This is a genomic window from Sphingomonas insulae, from assembly GCF_010450875.1.
Classification (GTDB): Bacteria; Pseudomonadota; Alphaproteobacteria; order Sphingomonadales; family Sphingomonadaceae; genus Sphingomonas; species Sphingomonas insulae.
On sequence record NZ_CP048422.1, the window covers coordinates 2,117,237 to 2,130,645 of the forward strand.

Annotated in this window: 16 protein-coding genes; 9 read left to right on the forward strand and 7 right to left on the reverse strand. The window is 67.0% G+C overall.

Annotated features, from left to right (window positions below; translation table 11 throughout):
- The first annotated feature begins 66 nt into the window (after positions 1 to 66).
- Positions 67 to 543 (forward strand): transcription elongation factor GreA, encoded by a 477-nt coding sequence (greA, locus tag GTH33_RS11780; RefSeq protein WP_163958562.1) that lies wholly within the window; start codon positions 67 to 69, stop codon positions 541 to 543.
- Between the two features lie 351 nt (positions 544 to 894).
- Here greA and GTH33_RS11785 read toward each other — a convergent pair whose 3' ends face one another.
- Positions 895 to 1,215, reverse strand: a complete 321-nt coding sequence (locus GTH33_RS11785) for an FtsB family cell division protein (protein WP_243848312.1) — start codon at positions 1,213 to 1,215, stop codon at positions 895 to 897.
- 32 nt (positions 1,216 to 1,247) lie between these two features.
- Complete coding sequence (gene eno / locus GTH33_RS11790) at positions 1,248 to 2,525, reverse strand: phosphopyruvate hydratase (RefSeq protein ID WP_163958564.1); 1,278 nt, start codon at positions 2,523 to 2,525, stop codon at positions 1,248 to 1,250.
- A gap of 138 nt (positions 2,526 to 2,663) precedes the next feature.
- Between eno and GTH33_RS11795 the strand changes: the two genes are divergently transcribed.
- The 5 genes from GTH33_RS11795 (at position 2,664) to GTH33_RS11815 (ending at position 4,591) form a co-directional block, all read left to right on the forward strand.
- Positions 2,664 to 3,173: a hypothetical protein gene (locus tag GTH33_RS11795; protein WP_163958565.1), complete on the forward strand. Its 510-nt coding sequence runs from the start codon at positions 2,664 to 2,666 to the stop codon at positions 3,171 to 3,173.
- Between the two features lie 8 nt (positions 3,174 to 3,181).
- Positions 3,182 to 3,523 carry a phage holin family protein gene (locus GTH33_RS11800; RefSeq protein WP_163958566.1) on the forward strand — a complete coding sequence of 114 codons (342 nt, stop codon included), beginning with the start codon at positions 3,182 to 3,184 and terminating at the stop codon, positions 3,521 to 3,523.
- A complete protein-coding gene (locus tag GTH33_RS11805) occupies positions 3,520 to 3,855 on the forward strand; it encodes a DUF3618 domain-containing protein (protein ID WP_163958567.1) in 336 nt (111 codons plus the stop codon). Before GTH33_RS11800 ends, GTH33_RS11805 begins: the two co-directional genes overlap by 4 nt.
- Positions 3,856 to 3,874: 19 nt before the next feature.
- On the forward strand, positions 3,875 to 4,252 hold the full coding sequence (locus GTH33_RS11810; protein WP_243848313.1) for a hypothetical protein: 378 nt from the start codon (positions 3,875 to 3,877) through the stop codon (positions 4,250 to 4,252).
- Positions 4,253 to 4,360: 108 nt separating this feature from the next.
- Complete coding sequence (locus GTH33_RS11815) at positions 4,361 to 4,591, forward strand: DUF4170 domain-containing protein (RefSeq protein WP_163958568.1); 231 nt, start codon at positions 4,361 to 4,363, stop codon at positions 4,589 to 4,591.
- Between the two features lie 72 nt (positions 4,592 to 4,663).
- On the opposite strand, the gene GTH33_RS11820 is transcribed toward GTH33_RS11815, so the two are convergent.
- A complete protein-coding gene (locus GTH33_RS11820; protein WP_163958569.1) occupies positions 4,664 to 5,062 on the reverse strand; it encodes a hypothetical protein in 399 nt (132 codons plus the stop codon).
- Between the two features lie 92 nt (positions 5,063 to 5,154).
- Positions 5,155 to 7,569, reverse strand: a complete 2,415-nt coding sequence (locus tag GTH33_RS11825) for a TonB-dependent receptor (RefSeq protein ID WP_163958570.1) — start codon at positions 7,567 to 7,569, stop codon at positions 5,155 to 5,157.
- 170 nt (positions 7,570 to 7,739) lie between these two features.
- Between GTH33_RS11825 and GTH33_RS11830 the strand changes: the two genes are divergently transcribed.
- Positions 7,740 to 9,395, forward strand: a complete 1,656-nt coding sequence (locus GTH33_RS11830; RefSeq protein WP_163958571.1) for an alkaline phosphatase D family protein — start codon at positions 7,740 to 7,742, stop codon at positions 9,393 to 9,395.
- Positions 9,396 to 9,629: 234 nt separating this feature from the next.
- A complete protein-coding gene (locus GTH33_RS11835) occupies positions 9,630 to 10,064 on the forward strand; it encodes a hypothetical protein (protein ID WP_163958572.1) in 435 nt (144 codons plus the stop codon).
- A 66-nt stretch (positions 10,065 to 10,130) separates the two neighbouring features.
- Here GTH33_RS11835 and GTH33_RS11840 read toward each other — a convergent pair whose 3' ends face one another.
- Genes GTH33_RS11840 through map form a run of 3 tightly spaced genes read right to left on the reverse strand, consistent with a single transcriptional unit; the run spans position 10,131 to position 12,509 of the window.
- On the reverse strand, positions 10,131 to 10,295 hold the full coding sequence (locus tag GTH33_RS11840) for a hypothetical protein (protein WP_163958573.1): 165 nt from the start codon (positions 10,293 to 10,295) through the stop codon (positions 10,131 to 10,133).
- A complete protein-coding gene (locus GTH33_RS11845) occupies positions 10,292 to 11,623 on the reverse strand; it encodes an ABC1 kinase family protein (RefSeq protein ID WP_163958574.1) in 1,332 nt (443 codons plus the stop codon). The genes GTH33_RS11840 and GTH33_RS11845 overlap by 4 nt, the downstream gene beginning before the upstream one ends.
- A gap of 58 nt (positions 11,624 to 11,681) precedes the next feature.
- Positions 11,682 to 12,509, reverse strand: a complete 828-nt coding sequence (gene map, locus GTH33_RS11850) for a type I methionyl aminopeptidase (protein WP_163958575.1) — start codon at positions 12,507 to 12,509, stop codon at positions 11,682 to 11,684.
- A 50-nt stretch (positions 12,510 to 12,559) separates the two neighbouring features.
- On the opposite strand from map, the gene GTH33_RS11855 reads away from it, so the two are divergent.
- Positions 12,560 to 13,345 (forward strand): competence/damage-inducible protein A, encoded by a 786-nt coding sequence (locus GTH33_RS11855; RefSeq protein ID WP_163958576.1) that lies wholly within the window; start codon positions 12,560 to 12,562, stop codon positions 13,343 to 13,345.
- The last annotated feature ends 64 nt before the right edge of the window (positions 13,346 to 13,409 follow it).

The window sequence follows — 13,409 nt, forward strand, 5'->3', positions numbered from 1 at the left end:
TAATGAAATGTGTGCGGGCGAGCCCAGCGGGTTCGCGCGGGGAAAGAGTGAATTGGGGACGTAGATATGGCGACCGTCGAAAAGATGCCGATGCTCCAGGAGGGCTACGAAAAGCTCACCGCGGACCTGAAGCGTCTGAAAGCGGAACGTCCCCTGATCGTCGATGCGATCGAGGAAGCCCGTGCGCATGGCGACCTGTCGGAAAACGCCGAATATCATGCGGCAAAGGAACAACAGGGCCAGAACGAGGCGACGATCAGCGACATCGAGGACAAATTGTCCCGCGCGCAGATCATCGACCCGCGCGACCTGTCGGGCGACAAGGTGGTATTCGGCGCGACGGTGACGCTGCTCGACGACGACGACAAGCCGGTGAAGTATCAGATCGTCGGCCAGACCGAGGCGGATGCGAAGACCGGCCGCATTTCCTACAATTCGCCGCTGGGCCGGGCGTTGATCGGGCGCAAGGTCGATGAAGAGGTCGAGGTGTCGGTGCCGGCGGGCGACCGCTATTACGTGGTGTCGAAGATCGAGTTCATCTGAGCCGCGTTTCGTGGCTTCGGGGGGTTTCGTTTTTTAGTCGGTAGGTCTGGCGATGGGACGGTGGCGTGAGGCTGCCCTCCCCCGTCATTGCGAGCGCAGCGAAGCAATCCAGGGTTGGACCAGGACGCCCTGGATTGCTTCGCTACGCTCGCAATGACGAGGCTACGGTCGCATTGACGAGGGGGTGTTTGCCCTGACGGGGCCTGCTCGCGACGACGGGCGGGTAGCAACCCTCGTCACCGCAAAATTCAGCGATCGGGCGACCGATGTCCGTCAGCCTCGGAAGCCCTCGGGCCAACAGGCGGTACAGGCGCATCTGGCCATCACCTCGCCCCAACGCTTCCGCCTCGATCACTTCAGCGGGACGATGACCTCGTCCGGGTGGGCGACGTTCAATTCCTTGCGCACCATTTCATCGACTATGTCAGGATTGGCGTGATCCGGGTCGAGCAGCGCGACGCGGTTCTTCAGCACCGCGCGCTTCTGGTCCAGCACGGTAAATTGCTTTTCGCGCCGCGCCAGCTGCTTCTTATAGTCGCCATAGGCGAGGATGCCGTTGGGGCCGAGCACCGCATAGGCGCCGAAGAACGCCATGATGGTGAGGCCAAGCGCGGGCAGCGCGGCGCGGCGCATCGTTCTGCGAAACGCCGACGTCTTCGTTGCCCTTGCCATGGTCCGCATCCTCGCTTGCGACGTCGCCGCGATCAAGCCTTCAGAACGTCGCGGCCGGCATAACGTGCCGCATCGCCCAGCTCTTCCTCGATCCGGATCAGCTGGTTGTACTTGGCAAGCCGGTCCGACCGGGCGAGGCTGCCGGTCTTGATCTGGCCGCAGTTGGTCGCGACCGCCAGGTCGGCGATCGTTGCATCCTCGGTCTCGCCCGAACGGTGGCTCATCACTGCGGTGTAGCGCGCGCGGTGCGCCATGTTCACCGCCTCCAGCGTCTCGGTCAGGGTGCCGATCTGGTTGACCTTCACCAGCAGCGAATTGGCGTAACCACCGTCGATGCCGCGCTTCAACCGCTTGGGATTGGTGACGAACAGGTCGTCGCCGACCAGCTGGACCTTGTCGCCGATCAGATCGGTCAGCGCCTTCCAGCCTTCCCAATCGTCCTCGCTCATGCCGTCCTCGATCGAGAAGATCGGATAGCGGCGGGTCAGGTCGGCAAGATATTCGGCCATCGCGCCGCTTTCGAGGATCTTGCCTTCGCCCGAGATATCGTAGCGGCCGTCCTTGTAGAATTCGGTCGCGGCGCAATCGAGCGCGAGCATGACGTCGTCGCCGGGAGTATAGCCCGCCCGTTCGATGCTCTGCATGATGAAGCCGAGCGCCTCCTCGGTCGAGGCGATGTTGGGGGCAAAGCCGCCCTCGTCGCCGACGCCGGTCGCCAGCCCCTTGTCATGCAACGCCTTCTTGAGCGTGTGGAAAATCTCCGACCCGCAGCGGACCGCCTCGATGATATTGTCGGCGCCGACGGGGACGATCATGAATTCCTGGAAATCGATCGGGTTGTCGGCATGTTCGCCGCCGTTGATGATGTTCATCATCGGCACCGGCAGAACATGGGCCGCGACGCCGCCGACATATTTGTAGAGCGGCATGCCGCGCGCTTCGGCCGCGGCCTTGGCGGCGGCGAGGCTGACGCCGAGGATCGCGTTGGCGCCCAGCCGGCCCTTGTTCTCGGTCCCGTCGAGGTCGATCATCGTGCGGTCGAGGTCCGCCTGATCTTCGGCATCGAGGCCGATCAGTGCTTCGACGAGTTCGCCGTTCACCGCCTCGATCGCGTCGTCGACGCCCTTGCCGCCCCAGCGCGTCTTGTCGCCGTCACGCTTTTCGACCGCCTCGTGTGCGCCGGTCGAGGCGCCCGATGGCACCGCGGCGCGGCCGAAGCTGCCGTCTTCCAGCAACACGTCGACTTCCACGGTGGGATTGCCCCGGCTGTCGAGGATCTGGCGGCCATGGATGTCGATGATTGCGGTCACGTAACGATGCTCCTAGGTCTTGGGGCTGTGAGGGCGCCTGTACCTTGCCCGACGCAGTGCGGCAATCTCCTGAACCCTCAGGGAACCGCGCTTGGTGGACCGGGGTTGATGGTGTCGAACAACCGAAAAGGGCGCGTCATGGCCGATAACGACCTGAAACCGATCACCGAAGGCGACATCACGTCGCCGCCAGCCTCAACCGATTTCACGCCGGCGGCGCCGCTGAAAAATTCCGGCGTCGATTTCGAGCCCGACGATAGCGGCAGCAGGACCGAGCAGGCGAAGCAGACCGTGAAGGATTATTCGTCCAAATACGGCAGCCAGGCGACCGACAAGATCCGTACGCTGGCCGACACCGGCAAGGACCGTGCGGTCGGCGGGCTCGATCAGCTGTCGCAGATGATCAACGATGCGGCCGGGCAGGTCGATGAGAAGCTCGGCGCGCAATATGGCGAATATGCGCGCTCGGCGGCAGGCGCCGTGTCGAGCTTCTCCGAGCAGATCAAGGACAAGGACGTCGACCAGCTGCTGGACGAAGCGCGCGAGTTCGTGCGCAAGAGTCCGGGCGTGGCAGTCGGGGTAGCCGCGGCGCTGGGCTTTGCGATCGCCCGCCTCGTCCAGTCCGGCATCGACAGCGACAAGGCCTGACCCGGTCGATGGCGGTGATCGAGCCGGTGACGGAGGACGAGGGCATCGGCGCCCTCGTCTCGCAGTTCGTCGAGGACGCGCGCGGATTGGCGAGTGCCGAGGTCGCGCTGGTCAAGGCGCGCATCGGCGAGCGGGCGAGTGCATACAAGAACGCCGCGGTGTTCTTCGTCGTGGCGGGCGTGCTCGCGTTGGCTGCACTTATCGCCTTGCTCGTCGGGTTGATCCTCAGCCTGGCGACGGTGATCGGGCCTTGGCTGGCGACCGCTGCGGTGGTGGTCGGCACGCTGGCGATCGCCGCCGTGCTGGCGATCGTCGGCAAGGGACGACTGGCGCCGGGGACATCGGCATGAGCGGCCTCGATGCGGCCGCCCGGCTGGCCGAGGCGGAGGCGCAGGCAGCCATCGCGCGGGAGCGATTGTCGGCGACGGTCGGCAAGCTGCAGGTGAAGCTCAATCCGAAGGCGCTGGCCTTGCAGGCGGCGCGCGACGTTGCCGACAAGGGCGGGGCCGCGGCGCAGGCGAGCCTCGACACGGCAGCGCGCAACCCCGGCGCCGTTGCGGGCGCCACCGCGATCGCCGGCCTGTTCCTCGCCCGTCATCGCATCGCCAGCCTGTTCCGGCGCAAGCCCAAGCACAAGCCGGGGTATCGCAATCACGAACGCGGCCTCGGCCCCAACGACTAACTCTTTCAAGGATATTCCGATGAACGCGCATACGCAGGATCGCATCGACGATGCGAAACACGCCGCCACCGACGCCGCGCGGGCGACCGCCAATGCGATCGAGACCAATCCGCTGGCGATCGTGGCGGGAGGCATCGCGATCGGCGCGTTGGCCGGCGCGCTGATTCCGCGATCGGCGAAGGAAAAGGAGTTGCTGGCGCCGGTCGGGCGCAGCCTGAGCGCGCGGGCGCGCAGTGCGTTCCAGGCGGCGCGCGAGGCCGGCAACAGCGAGTTGCAGAATGCCGGCCTGTCCAGGGACGCGGCGAAGGATCAGGTGAAGTCGCTATTCCAGGGCATCGCCAAGGCGGCGACCAGTGCCGGATCGGCCGCTGCCAAGGGGGCCGCGAACAAGGCATAGGAGCGATGCGGGGTCGTCGGCAAACGACGGCCCCGTGCCTTCTGGGGTTCAATATTGCAGCGCAACACGCTAGTGCGGTGACTTGAACCTCTCACCCGGGACATGCGCATGAGCAAGCTGCACCTCGTCTTCGGCGGTCGTGTCAACGACCCCCGGACCCTCGAATTCGCCGACCCCTCCAAGCTGGAAGTGGTGGGGATTTTCGCCGATTATGCCAGCGCCGAAAAGGCGTGGCGCGCGAATGCGCAGCGGACGGTCGACGATGCGGAGATGAAGTTCGTCGTCGTGCACCTGCACCGCCTGCTCGAGCCCGAACTGCTGGCGCCGCCTGCCGCCTGATCGCGACCTTGTCTGGGGACCGGGGTGCGATGATGGGCGCGTCGCGACTTGCGGGTGGCAACGCGCCCAAGGTCATTCGTCGCGATCGGGCGGGCCCAGGTCGGTGTCACCGCCCTTGGCCAAGCCCTCGCCCCCGGTGATCGGATATCCGTCGCCGGCGGCGGGGTCGCTTTCGAAATCCTCGCCCGGATTGCCGCCGCCGCCCGCACCGCTGCCGCTGCCGTGGACGGCGCCGGTCGCGGGATCGAACGAGGCGCGGCGGCCGTTTTCGGGCGGCATGGCCGGATCGCGGGGCGGACCCGCATCGCCCGGCCTGGCGCCGACGGTGCCGCTCGGCCGCTGCGCGCCGGACGCGGCCTCTCTCTCCTTGTCATAGTCCAGGCCGTAGGTGCCGTCCTTGCGGTCGAACGGCTTGTCCTGACGGTCGCGTTCGGGATCGACCGGCGCGCTGTCGGCGGCATTGTCGGGCATGCATGACCTCCTGTGTTCGCCGACAACAACGCGCTGGGGTCCGCCGATATCCCGCGTCCGGGCGGCACCGGCCGCCCGGACGCGGTTCGCGGTCAGAAGCGGAAGCCGACCTCCGCGCCGTAGAAGCGCGGTTCGCCGGCGATGTAGGTCGGCACGCCGAAGCCGCCACCGGTGTTGCCGGCGTCGATCAGATAGCTCTTGTTGGTCAGGTTGCGGGCGAAACCGCCTAGCGTGTAGCGGCCATTGTCGAAATCCACCCCGGCGCGCAGGTTGACCAGCGTGTATCCGCCCTGTGAGATCGCGGCGCTGTTGGGCAGTTCGAAGAACACCTTCGAACGATAGGTGACCGTGGGGGTCGCATAGACAGTGGCGCGATCGGTCAATGGCAGGCGCAGCGTGGCGCCGCCGGATGCGGTATAGGCGGGCTGGAGGCGGAAACGGTTGCCGGCGAACACGCCGTTGCTGGCGTCCTTGCCGATGCCACCGTCGATATAGGCGAAGGTGCCGAACAGAGAGAGGACGTTGGCGAGGCGCAGGTTGCCCTCCAGTTCCACACCAAGGTTGTTGGCGGAGCCGGCGCTGCGCGTCGTGGTGACGCCGTTTTCGGTGATCGAGACCTGGAAGCCGTCATACGTCTGGTAGAACACCGAGGCGGCGCCGCTGAACGGGCCGACCCGACCCTTGATGCCGCCTTCGTAGTTCCAGACCTTTTCCTCCGGGATGACCTGGCGGTTGGGGATCGAGCCGGCGTTGGCGACGCTGGTCGGTACGATGCGGCTGGCACCGAGCTGCACCACGGGCGAGCGGCGACCCTTGCTGATCGTGCCGTACAGGTTGACGTCGTCGGTGAGCTTCACCAGCGCGTTGAAGCGCGGCAGGATGGCCATGAAGCTTTCCTCCGCCTCGTAGCGGACCCCCTTGGTATTGGCGGTGCCGAGCAGGCTGGTGAAGACGCCGAGGCCGGCGAGGATCTGCGAATCCGGCTGGGTCGAGGTGTAGCCGGACTGGCGATCCTCGATCAGGATACGGGCGCCGGCGGTCAGTTCGACGGCGGGGGTCGGAATCCAGGTCGCGTCCGCGAATACCGAATAGGTGTCGTTGTTGCCGTAATTGGCGAATTCCGCGGCATAGGGGATGACGGTCGCGCGACCGCCGGTGAGCAGCGCGGTGGCGCGGGTGGCGGGGATCGTGCCGTTGGCGGCGACACAGGCGGGGCCGGTCGGCAGGCCGGCGCGGTTGAGGTTCTGGCGGATCGCGGCATAGGCACCGGTCACCGAACAGGCGAGATATGTCCCTTCCTCCGTGGAGAAGGGCACGCGCTGATAGCCGTTTTCGAAGAAGGCGTTCCAGCCGAAGGCGGCGCGATATTTCGGCCCTTCGAAGGCGAAGCGGCTTTCATGGCTCCACTGGTCGCCCTTGGCGTCCTCGGCGAATTCCAGATACCAGGCGGGGCCGCCGTCGGCATCGAACGTTTCCAGCGCATCGAAGCGGCGGTAGCCGTTGACGGTGGTGAAGGTGACACCCGGCGACAGCTGTGCGGTCAACGTGAAATTGGCGTCGTAGACGTTGCGATCGAGGCCCAGCTTGCGCTTGCCGAGAACGGACTGCGAGAAGGGCGAGCCGGACAGTTCGGCATAGCCGTAATCGCCCGTCTGGCCGCCGGTCGGCGCGAAGGCGCGGCTCTTGAACGCGGTGCCGGGATTGCGCTGCCCGTCGTAGGTGAGGACGAGGTCGGCGGTGATCGCATCGTTCGGCCGCCAGCGCAGCGAGCCGCGGATGCCGCGCTGATCCTGACCGTTGAGATCGTCCTGATCGACCTGGCCCTGATTCTGGTTGGGCACCTTGGGATCGCCGGCGATGTTGCGGACATAGCCGTCGCGATATTTATAGGCGAAGGCGATGCGGCCGGCGAGCGTGTCGTTGCCGGCGTTGATGAAGCCGGACACCTGCGTACGGTCGTAATTGCCGTAGCTGGCGTCCAGGCCGGCATGCGTGCCGGCGACCGGCCGGGCGGAGACGAGGCTGATCGCGCCGACGGCGGCGGCGGTGCCGAACAACGTCGCCTGCGGCCCCTTCACCACCTCGATCCGTTCGAGGTCGTACAGGTCCTGCCACGCCCCGCGCGAGCGGCTGATGTCGACGCCGTTATAATAAAGGGTGACGCGCGCGCCCTGCTGCGCGGATCCGGAATCGGATGTGATGCCGCGGATGACGAGGCCGGGGTTGTTGGCGCTCTGTTCCTGCACCTGCAGCCCGGGGATGAAGGCGGCGACTTCGTCCAGTTCCGATACGCCGATCTGGGCCATGCGCGCGCCGGTCAGCGCGGTGACGGTCACCGCGACATCCTCGATCCGCTGTTCGCGCTTTTGCGCCGTCACGATGATCTCGTTATCCGTTTCGGCGGCGGGGAGCGCCGGATCGGCCTGTACGGTCGCCTGCGCCATCGAGGCGGTCGAACAGGTGGCGGCGAGCCCGGCGAGTGCCAGGCGCGTGAAGAAGCAGGTCATGGATGGTCCCCCGATGTCGTTGGACCGGGCGATAGGGGCCGTGGATGACGAACGTGCGTCGATGACGTTACCCGGGCGTGACGATTGCGTCGCGGGACTGTCATCCAGGCGTCGCCGTATCGTCACTGCCCGATCCTACGCGCCGGCGACGACCTTCGAAGGAATGCAGCATGACGATCAACCGCCGCGAAACGTTGGGACTCTTCGGCGCTGGTGCAGCGCTGGGGCTGCCGAACATGGCATCGGCGCGACCGGCAACCGCAGTCCGGTTCGACCATGGCGTGGCGAGCGGCGATCCGGCCGCCGATGGAGCGGTGTTGTGGACACGGGCCACGCCGTCCGCGGCGGACGCGACGGGCGACGTGGCGCTGACCTGGCATGTCGCGACCGCGCCGGACGGCAAGCCGGTCGCCAGCGGCAAGGCGACCGCGCGGGCGGCCCGCGACTTCACGGCCAAGGCCACCGCGACCAGGCTGAAGGCCGGCACGGACTATTGGTATTGGTTCGAGAGCGAGGACGGCACACGTTCCCCGGTCGGACGCTTCCGCACGTTGCCGATGGGTGCGACCGACACCGTCACGTTCGCGGTCGTATCCTGCCAATTGTACGGTGGCGGGTTGTTCAATGTCTATGACGCGATCGCCAGGCAGCCGCGGCTGGATGCGGTGCTGCACCTGGGCGATTACATCTATGAATATGGTGCGGACGGCTATGGCGCGGACATCGCCCGCAAGATCGGCCGGATCGTGGAGCCGGCGCACGAGATCGTGACGCTTGCCGACTATCGGGCGCGGCATGCGCAGGTGAAGCGCGATGCCAACATGCAGGCAGCGCATGCCCGCGCCGCCTTCATCTGCGTGTGGGACGACCATGAGGTCGCCAACGACGACTGGATCGGCGGCGCCGAGAACCACGATCCCGCCAAGGAGGGGGACTGGAAGGCACGCAAGGCGGCGGCGATGCAGGCCTATTTCGAATGGATGCCGATCCGCGATCCATTGCCGGGCCAGCCGTGGGAAGCCATCAACCGGTCGTTCGAGTTCGGCGATCTCGCCACGCTGGCGATGGTGGAGACGCGGCTGCTCGCCCGGTCCCGGCAGGTCGCCGCGAAAGGAGCGGGGATCGCCCCCGCCGATTACGCGCCGATGATGGCGGAACGGGCGCTGCCGAAGCGCGAACTGCTCGGCGCCGGTCAGCAGGCCTGGCTGGAGCGGGTGCTCGCCGCGTCGGTGAAGGCGGACAAGCCGTGGCAGGTGCTCGGCAATCAGGTGGTGATGGCGAAGGTCGCGGGGCCGGATATCGAACGGCAGCTGGGGCCGGTGCGGTTCGCCGACACGATGGCCAAGCTGCCGGCGATGTGGCGGGACCGGCTGGCCGCGTCGATCGCGTCGTATCGCGCCGGCCTGCCGTTCAATTTCGACAGCTGGGACGGCTATCCGCCGGCGCGCGAGCGGTTGTACCAGGCGTTCCGCCGTGCGGGATCGAAGCCGATCGTCCTGTCCGGCGACAGCCACGCGGCCTGGGCCAACGTGCTGCACGACGACGCGAAGGGCCCCGTCGCGGTGGAATTCGGCGCGACGGCGGTGACCAGCCCGTCCTACGGATCGTTGCTGCCGGGCATCGGCAAGCTGATCGAGGAGGCGAACGACGAGGTGCTGTTCTGCGATCAGGACCACAAGGGCTATATATTGCTGACGCTGGACCGGCAGGCGGCGACGGCGGATTTCCGCACCGTATCGACGGTATTGGTGCCCGCCTATGAAGAACGCAGCGTCGCGCGGTATCGGTGCGCGGCAGCGGCAAAGAGCGCGCTGACACCCGTGTAGGCGTCACCGCGCACTTTTCGTTACCAAGCGGTACAAAACGATTTGACGAACGTCGGCGCTGCTTCTATACCGTCCAGTATAGAAGCTGGCGGCGGCGAAACGCCGTGGCTTCTCGGGAACATCCGGACGCATGCCGGTTATCGGCGGCAAAAGGGTAGCAACAAACCGGCGCTAGGGTGCTGCATCACGACGGATGCGGCACGCCTGCCTGTGATCCGACGAGGGAGTGACGCCATGGCCTTTCTTGCTTTCGCCGAGCCCGGCAACGCCGGCTATGCGCGTGCGACCGCGCCCGTGCGGCCCTCGCTGACGCTGGTGTGCGACACGGTCGCCGTCGATACGGAGGAGGAGCGACCGGTGCTGACGGAACTGGAGCGATCGGTGATCGGCATCGCCCGACAGGACGGATTGGCGACGTTGCGACAGCCGGGACGGCTATCGCGCTGGCTGGAGCTGGTGTTCGGCGTGCGGATCAGCCCGCGACTGGCCGATCCCAAGCTGGAGGCGCTGCGCCGGATCGCGGTGCTGAGCTGGAAGCGCGGCTATTCGATCGCATCGGTCGAGGTGAAGGCGTTCCTGGCGGTGGGCTATTCGCCCGCATTCTACGAAATGGTGGTCGATACGATCGCATCGGCGCGTCAGGCGGAAGCACGTCGCAGCCGCCGCTGATCCCTGCCGACCGCGGACATCCGTGCCCAGGGCATCGCGACCGAGCCAGCAGGGATTTGGCGGGGGCTAGGGCCGGCCGTTCGAGGCGGACGACGCCGCGATCGCGTCAGGCGGCTTCGAACGGGATAGGCTTATCGCCGCCACCCGATTGCCCGCCTGCCATTGCAGATCGACGTCGAGCATCGGTGCCGAAGGACGGCCCGGCCCGGCGCCATGGGTGATGCGGTTCACATCTTGTCCTGCACCATGGCGCGGATGTCGACGCGCGCCTTCAGTCGTGCGGCGAGCAGGGCGGTGCCGCTGATCTTGCGCTGGACGAACAGCGTGTCGGCAGGCGGCAGGTGCCATGTTGTACGGTCGCGCGCCATTTCCATGCCCTGTTCCCGCACCACGCCGACGAAGGCGCGATCGCCGAAATCGAACGGACCGGGTCGATTGAGGTTGTCGAGGATGACGTCGATCATCGCATCGACCAGCGGACGATGCGCGGCGGCGGCGGCGGCACCGAGGAAGCCGGCGGCGATCGCCGCTGCGCGGACGGCATCCCGATCTCCGGACAGGCCGGCGGCGAGCAGTACGCGATAGCCATCGGCGGTCTCGGCAGGGATTTCGCGCGCCGCGCCGAAGTCGAGCAGGACGATGCGACCGGTTTCCGGCTGCCAGCGATAATTGGCGAAATTCGGATCGGTCTGCATCAGCCGCCAGTCGAGCAATTCGCGCAGGACGAGGCCGATCAGGCTGTGCATGGCGGCATCGCGCACCGGTTGCTCCGCCGTGTCCAGCGCCTCGATCGGCATGCCGGCGACATAGGTCATCGCCAGCACGCGCGGGGTCGTCAGCGGCTCGTGCAGGGCGGGAACGACGAAGGCGGGCGCATCGGCGAGCAGATCGCGATAGCGGGTCAGCATGGCGCCTTCGCGGATATAATCCGCCTCTTCGTGTAACTGGCGCTTCGCCTCGCCGAGCAGCGGCGCGATATCGAGCGTCCTGGGCAGCAGGCCTGAGACGCGCAGCAGCGTCGCGACATTGTCGACGTCGGCATCGATGCTTTGTTTGACGCCGGGATATTGCACCTTGATCGCAAGCTCGCTGCCGTCGGGCAGGCGGGCGCGATGGACCTGCCCGATCGAGGCGGCGGCGATTGGATGCGCCTGGAAATGCGCGAAGCGGCGGCGCCAGTCGCGGCCCCATTCCGCCGTCAGCACCTTGTCGAGCTGTTGCGGCGGCATGTGATGCGCCTGGTTGCGCAGCCGGGCGAGGATCGTCGACAGTTCGGGCGGCAGCATGTCACCGGCATCCATCGATATCATCTGCCCGAGCTTCATCGCCGCACCGCGCAGATGGGCGAGCTGGTCGGCGACGCGCACCGCATTGGCAGGCGTGAGCAGCATGTCGCCCATGCGCGGTCGTTCGCCCGCCGCGATCCGGCGCGCGCCCTCTGCCACGACGCCGCCGCCGACGCCGGCGGCCATGCGCCCGAACGCGCCCAGCCGGGACAGCCGGCCGCTCGGCACGGCCCGGCCGCGCCGGTCGGCGCGCACGTCATCGTCGTCGGTCATGGGCGGGTCCTTCGGCTGGTGGGATGCGGTGAACGCGTCACCCGCAGCCGAATGTCCGTCAGGAAAAGGGAGGCTGGTGAAAACCGGCGGGGGAAAGCGTGAAGATCTCGCAGCCATCCTCGGTGATACCGATCGAATGTTCGAATTGCGCCGACAGCGAGCGGTCGCGCGTCACCGCGGTCCAGCCGTCGTCGAGCAGCTTCACGTCGGGGCGGCCGATGTTAATCATCGGTTCGATCGTAAAGATCATGCCGGGGCGCAGTTCGGGCCCGGTGCCGGGCTTGCCGACATGGACGACCTCCGGCGCGTCATGGAACAGCCGCCCCAGGCCGTGGCCGCAGAAATCGCGGACGACGCCGTAGCGGTGCTTTTCGGCATGGCGCTGGATCGCGTTGGCGACGTCGCCCATGTGTGCGCCGGGCCTTGCCTGTTCGATGCCGAGCATGAGGCATTCGTACGTCACCTCGACCAGGCGCCGCGCCTTCAGCGGCACGTCGCCGATCAGGTACATGCGGCTGGTGTCGCCATGCCAGCCATCGACGATCGGGGTCACGTCGACATTGACGATGTCGCCCGATTTCAGGGTCTTCTCGCTCGGGATCCCGTGGCAGACGACATGGTTGATCGAGATGCAGGTGGAATGGGTATAGCCGCGATAGCCGAGCGTCGCGGGCACGCCGCCGCCGGCGACGATGAAATCGTAGATCAGCCGGTCGAGTTCGGCGGTGGCGACGCCCGGCACCATGTGCGGGGTCAGCATGTCGAGCGTTTCGGCGGCCAGCCGTCCCGCCTTGTGCATGCCGGCGAAGGCGGCGGGGCCATGCAGCTTGATGGCGCCGGTGCGCCCTTCCGGCGCGTCTGAAGTGACGGTCACGTATTCGGTCATCGCGGCGATATAGCATGGCGAGACCGTTTTTGCGAGGCTATGGCAGGACGATGGAGCAGGCCAACGATCCCGATCGCACGCAGCCCGACCGTATCTGGACCGCCGCGCTGATCGTGATCGGCGACGAGATCCTGTCCGGCCGGACGCAGGACAAGAACATCGCGCAGCTTGCCAGCTGGCTGAACGTACAGGGCATCCGGCTGGCCGAGGCGCGGGTGGTGGCCGACCGGACGCAGGCGATCGTTGAGGCGGTCAACACGCTGCGCGCACGCAACGATTACCTGTTCACCACCGGCGGCATCGGGCCGACGCACGACGACATCACCGTCGATGCGATCGCCGAGGCGCTGGGCGTCGCGGTAGAGCATCATCCCGAAGCGCTGGCGGTGCTGGAGCGATATTATGCGACGCGCGGCGGGCTGACCGAAGCGCGGGCGCGGATGGCGCGGGTGCCGGCGGGGGCGGGGCTGATCGTCAACACGGTGTCGGGCGCGCCCGGCATCCGTATCGGCAACGTCTTCATCATGGCGGGCGTGCCGCACATCACCGCCGGCATGCTCGACGGATTGACCGGGACGCTGGAGGGCGGACGCCCGGTGGTGTCGGGAACGATCGGCTGCTGGGTCGGCGAGAGCGAGGTCGCCGACCTGCTGCGTACCACGGAAAAGGTGCACGAGGGCGTATCGATCGGGTCCTATCCGTTCTTCCGCGACGGGCGCACCGGCGCCAATTTCGTCGTGCGCAGCCCCGACGCGGCGTTGGTCGACGCCTGCCTCGCCGACTTGACGCGCGAACTGGAGGCCGGTGGGCGCGAGGTGGTTCCCGAGGGGATTTAGCCGCGCGTCATTGCAAGCGTGGCGAAGCAATCCAGGGTTGCACCAGAACCCCTGGATTGCCGCG

Excerpts from the sequence above, each read along its gene's own strand:
- greA (WP_163958562.1), top strand. The coding sequence starts at position 67 with ATGGCGACCGTCGAAAAGATGCCGATGCTCCAGGAGGGCTACGAAAAG.
- GTH33_RS11785 (WP_243848312.1), bottom strand. The coding sequence starts at position 1,215 with ATGGCAAGGGCAACGAAGACGTCGGCGTTTCGCAGAACGATGCGCCGC.
- GTH33_RS11795 (WP_163958565.1), top strand. The coding sequence starts at position 2,664 with ATGGCCGATAACGACCTGAAACCGATCACCGAAGGCGACATCACGTCG.
- GTH33_RS11800 (WP_163958566.1), top strand. The coding sequence starts at position 3,182 with ATGGCGGTGATCGAGCCGGTGACGGAGGACGAGGGCATCGGCGCCCTC.
- GTH33_RS11805 (WP_163958567.1), top strand. The coding sequence starts at position 3,520 with ATGAGCGGCCTCGATGCGGCCGCCCGGCTGGCCGAGGCGGAGGCGCAG.
- GTH33_RS11810 (WP_243848313.1), top strand. The coding sequence starts at position 3,875 with ATGAACGCGCATACGCAGGATCGCATCGACGATGCGAAACACGCCGCC.
- GTH33_RS11815 (WP_163958568.1), top strand. The coding sequence starts at position 4,361 with ATGAGCAAGCTGCACCTCGTCTTCGGCGGTCGTGTCAACGACCCCCGG.
- GTH33_RS11820 (WP_163958569.1), bottom strand. The coding sequence starts at position 5,062 with ATGCCCGACAATGCCGCCGACAGCGCGCCGGTCGATCCCGAACGCGAC.
- GTH33_RS11825 (WP_163958570.1), bottom strand. The coding sequence starts at position 7,569 with ATGACCTGCTTCTTCACGCGCCTGGCACTCGCCGGGCTCGCCGCCACC.
- GTH33_RS11830 (WP_163958571.1), top strand. The coding sequence starts at position 7,740 with ATGACGATCAACCGCCGCGAAACGTTGGGACTCTTCGGCGCTGGTGCA.
- GTH33_RS11835 (WP_163958572.1), top strand. The coding sequence starts at position 9,630 with ATGGCCTTTCTTGCTTTCGCCGAGCCCGGCAACGCCGGCTATGCGCGT.
- GTH33_RS11845 (WP_163958574.1), bottom strand. The coding sequence starts at position 11,623 with ATGACCGACGACGATGACGTGCGCGCCGACCGGCGCGGCCGGGCCGTG.
- map (WP_163958575.1), bottom strand. The coding sequence starts at position 12,509 with ATGACCGAATACGTGACCGTCACTTCAGACGCGCCGGAAGGGCGCACC.
- GTH33_RS11855 (WP_163958576.1), top strand. The coding sequence starts at position 12,560 with ATGGAGCAGGCCAACGATCCCGATCGCACGCAGCCCGACCGTATCTGG.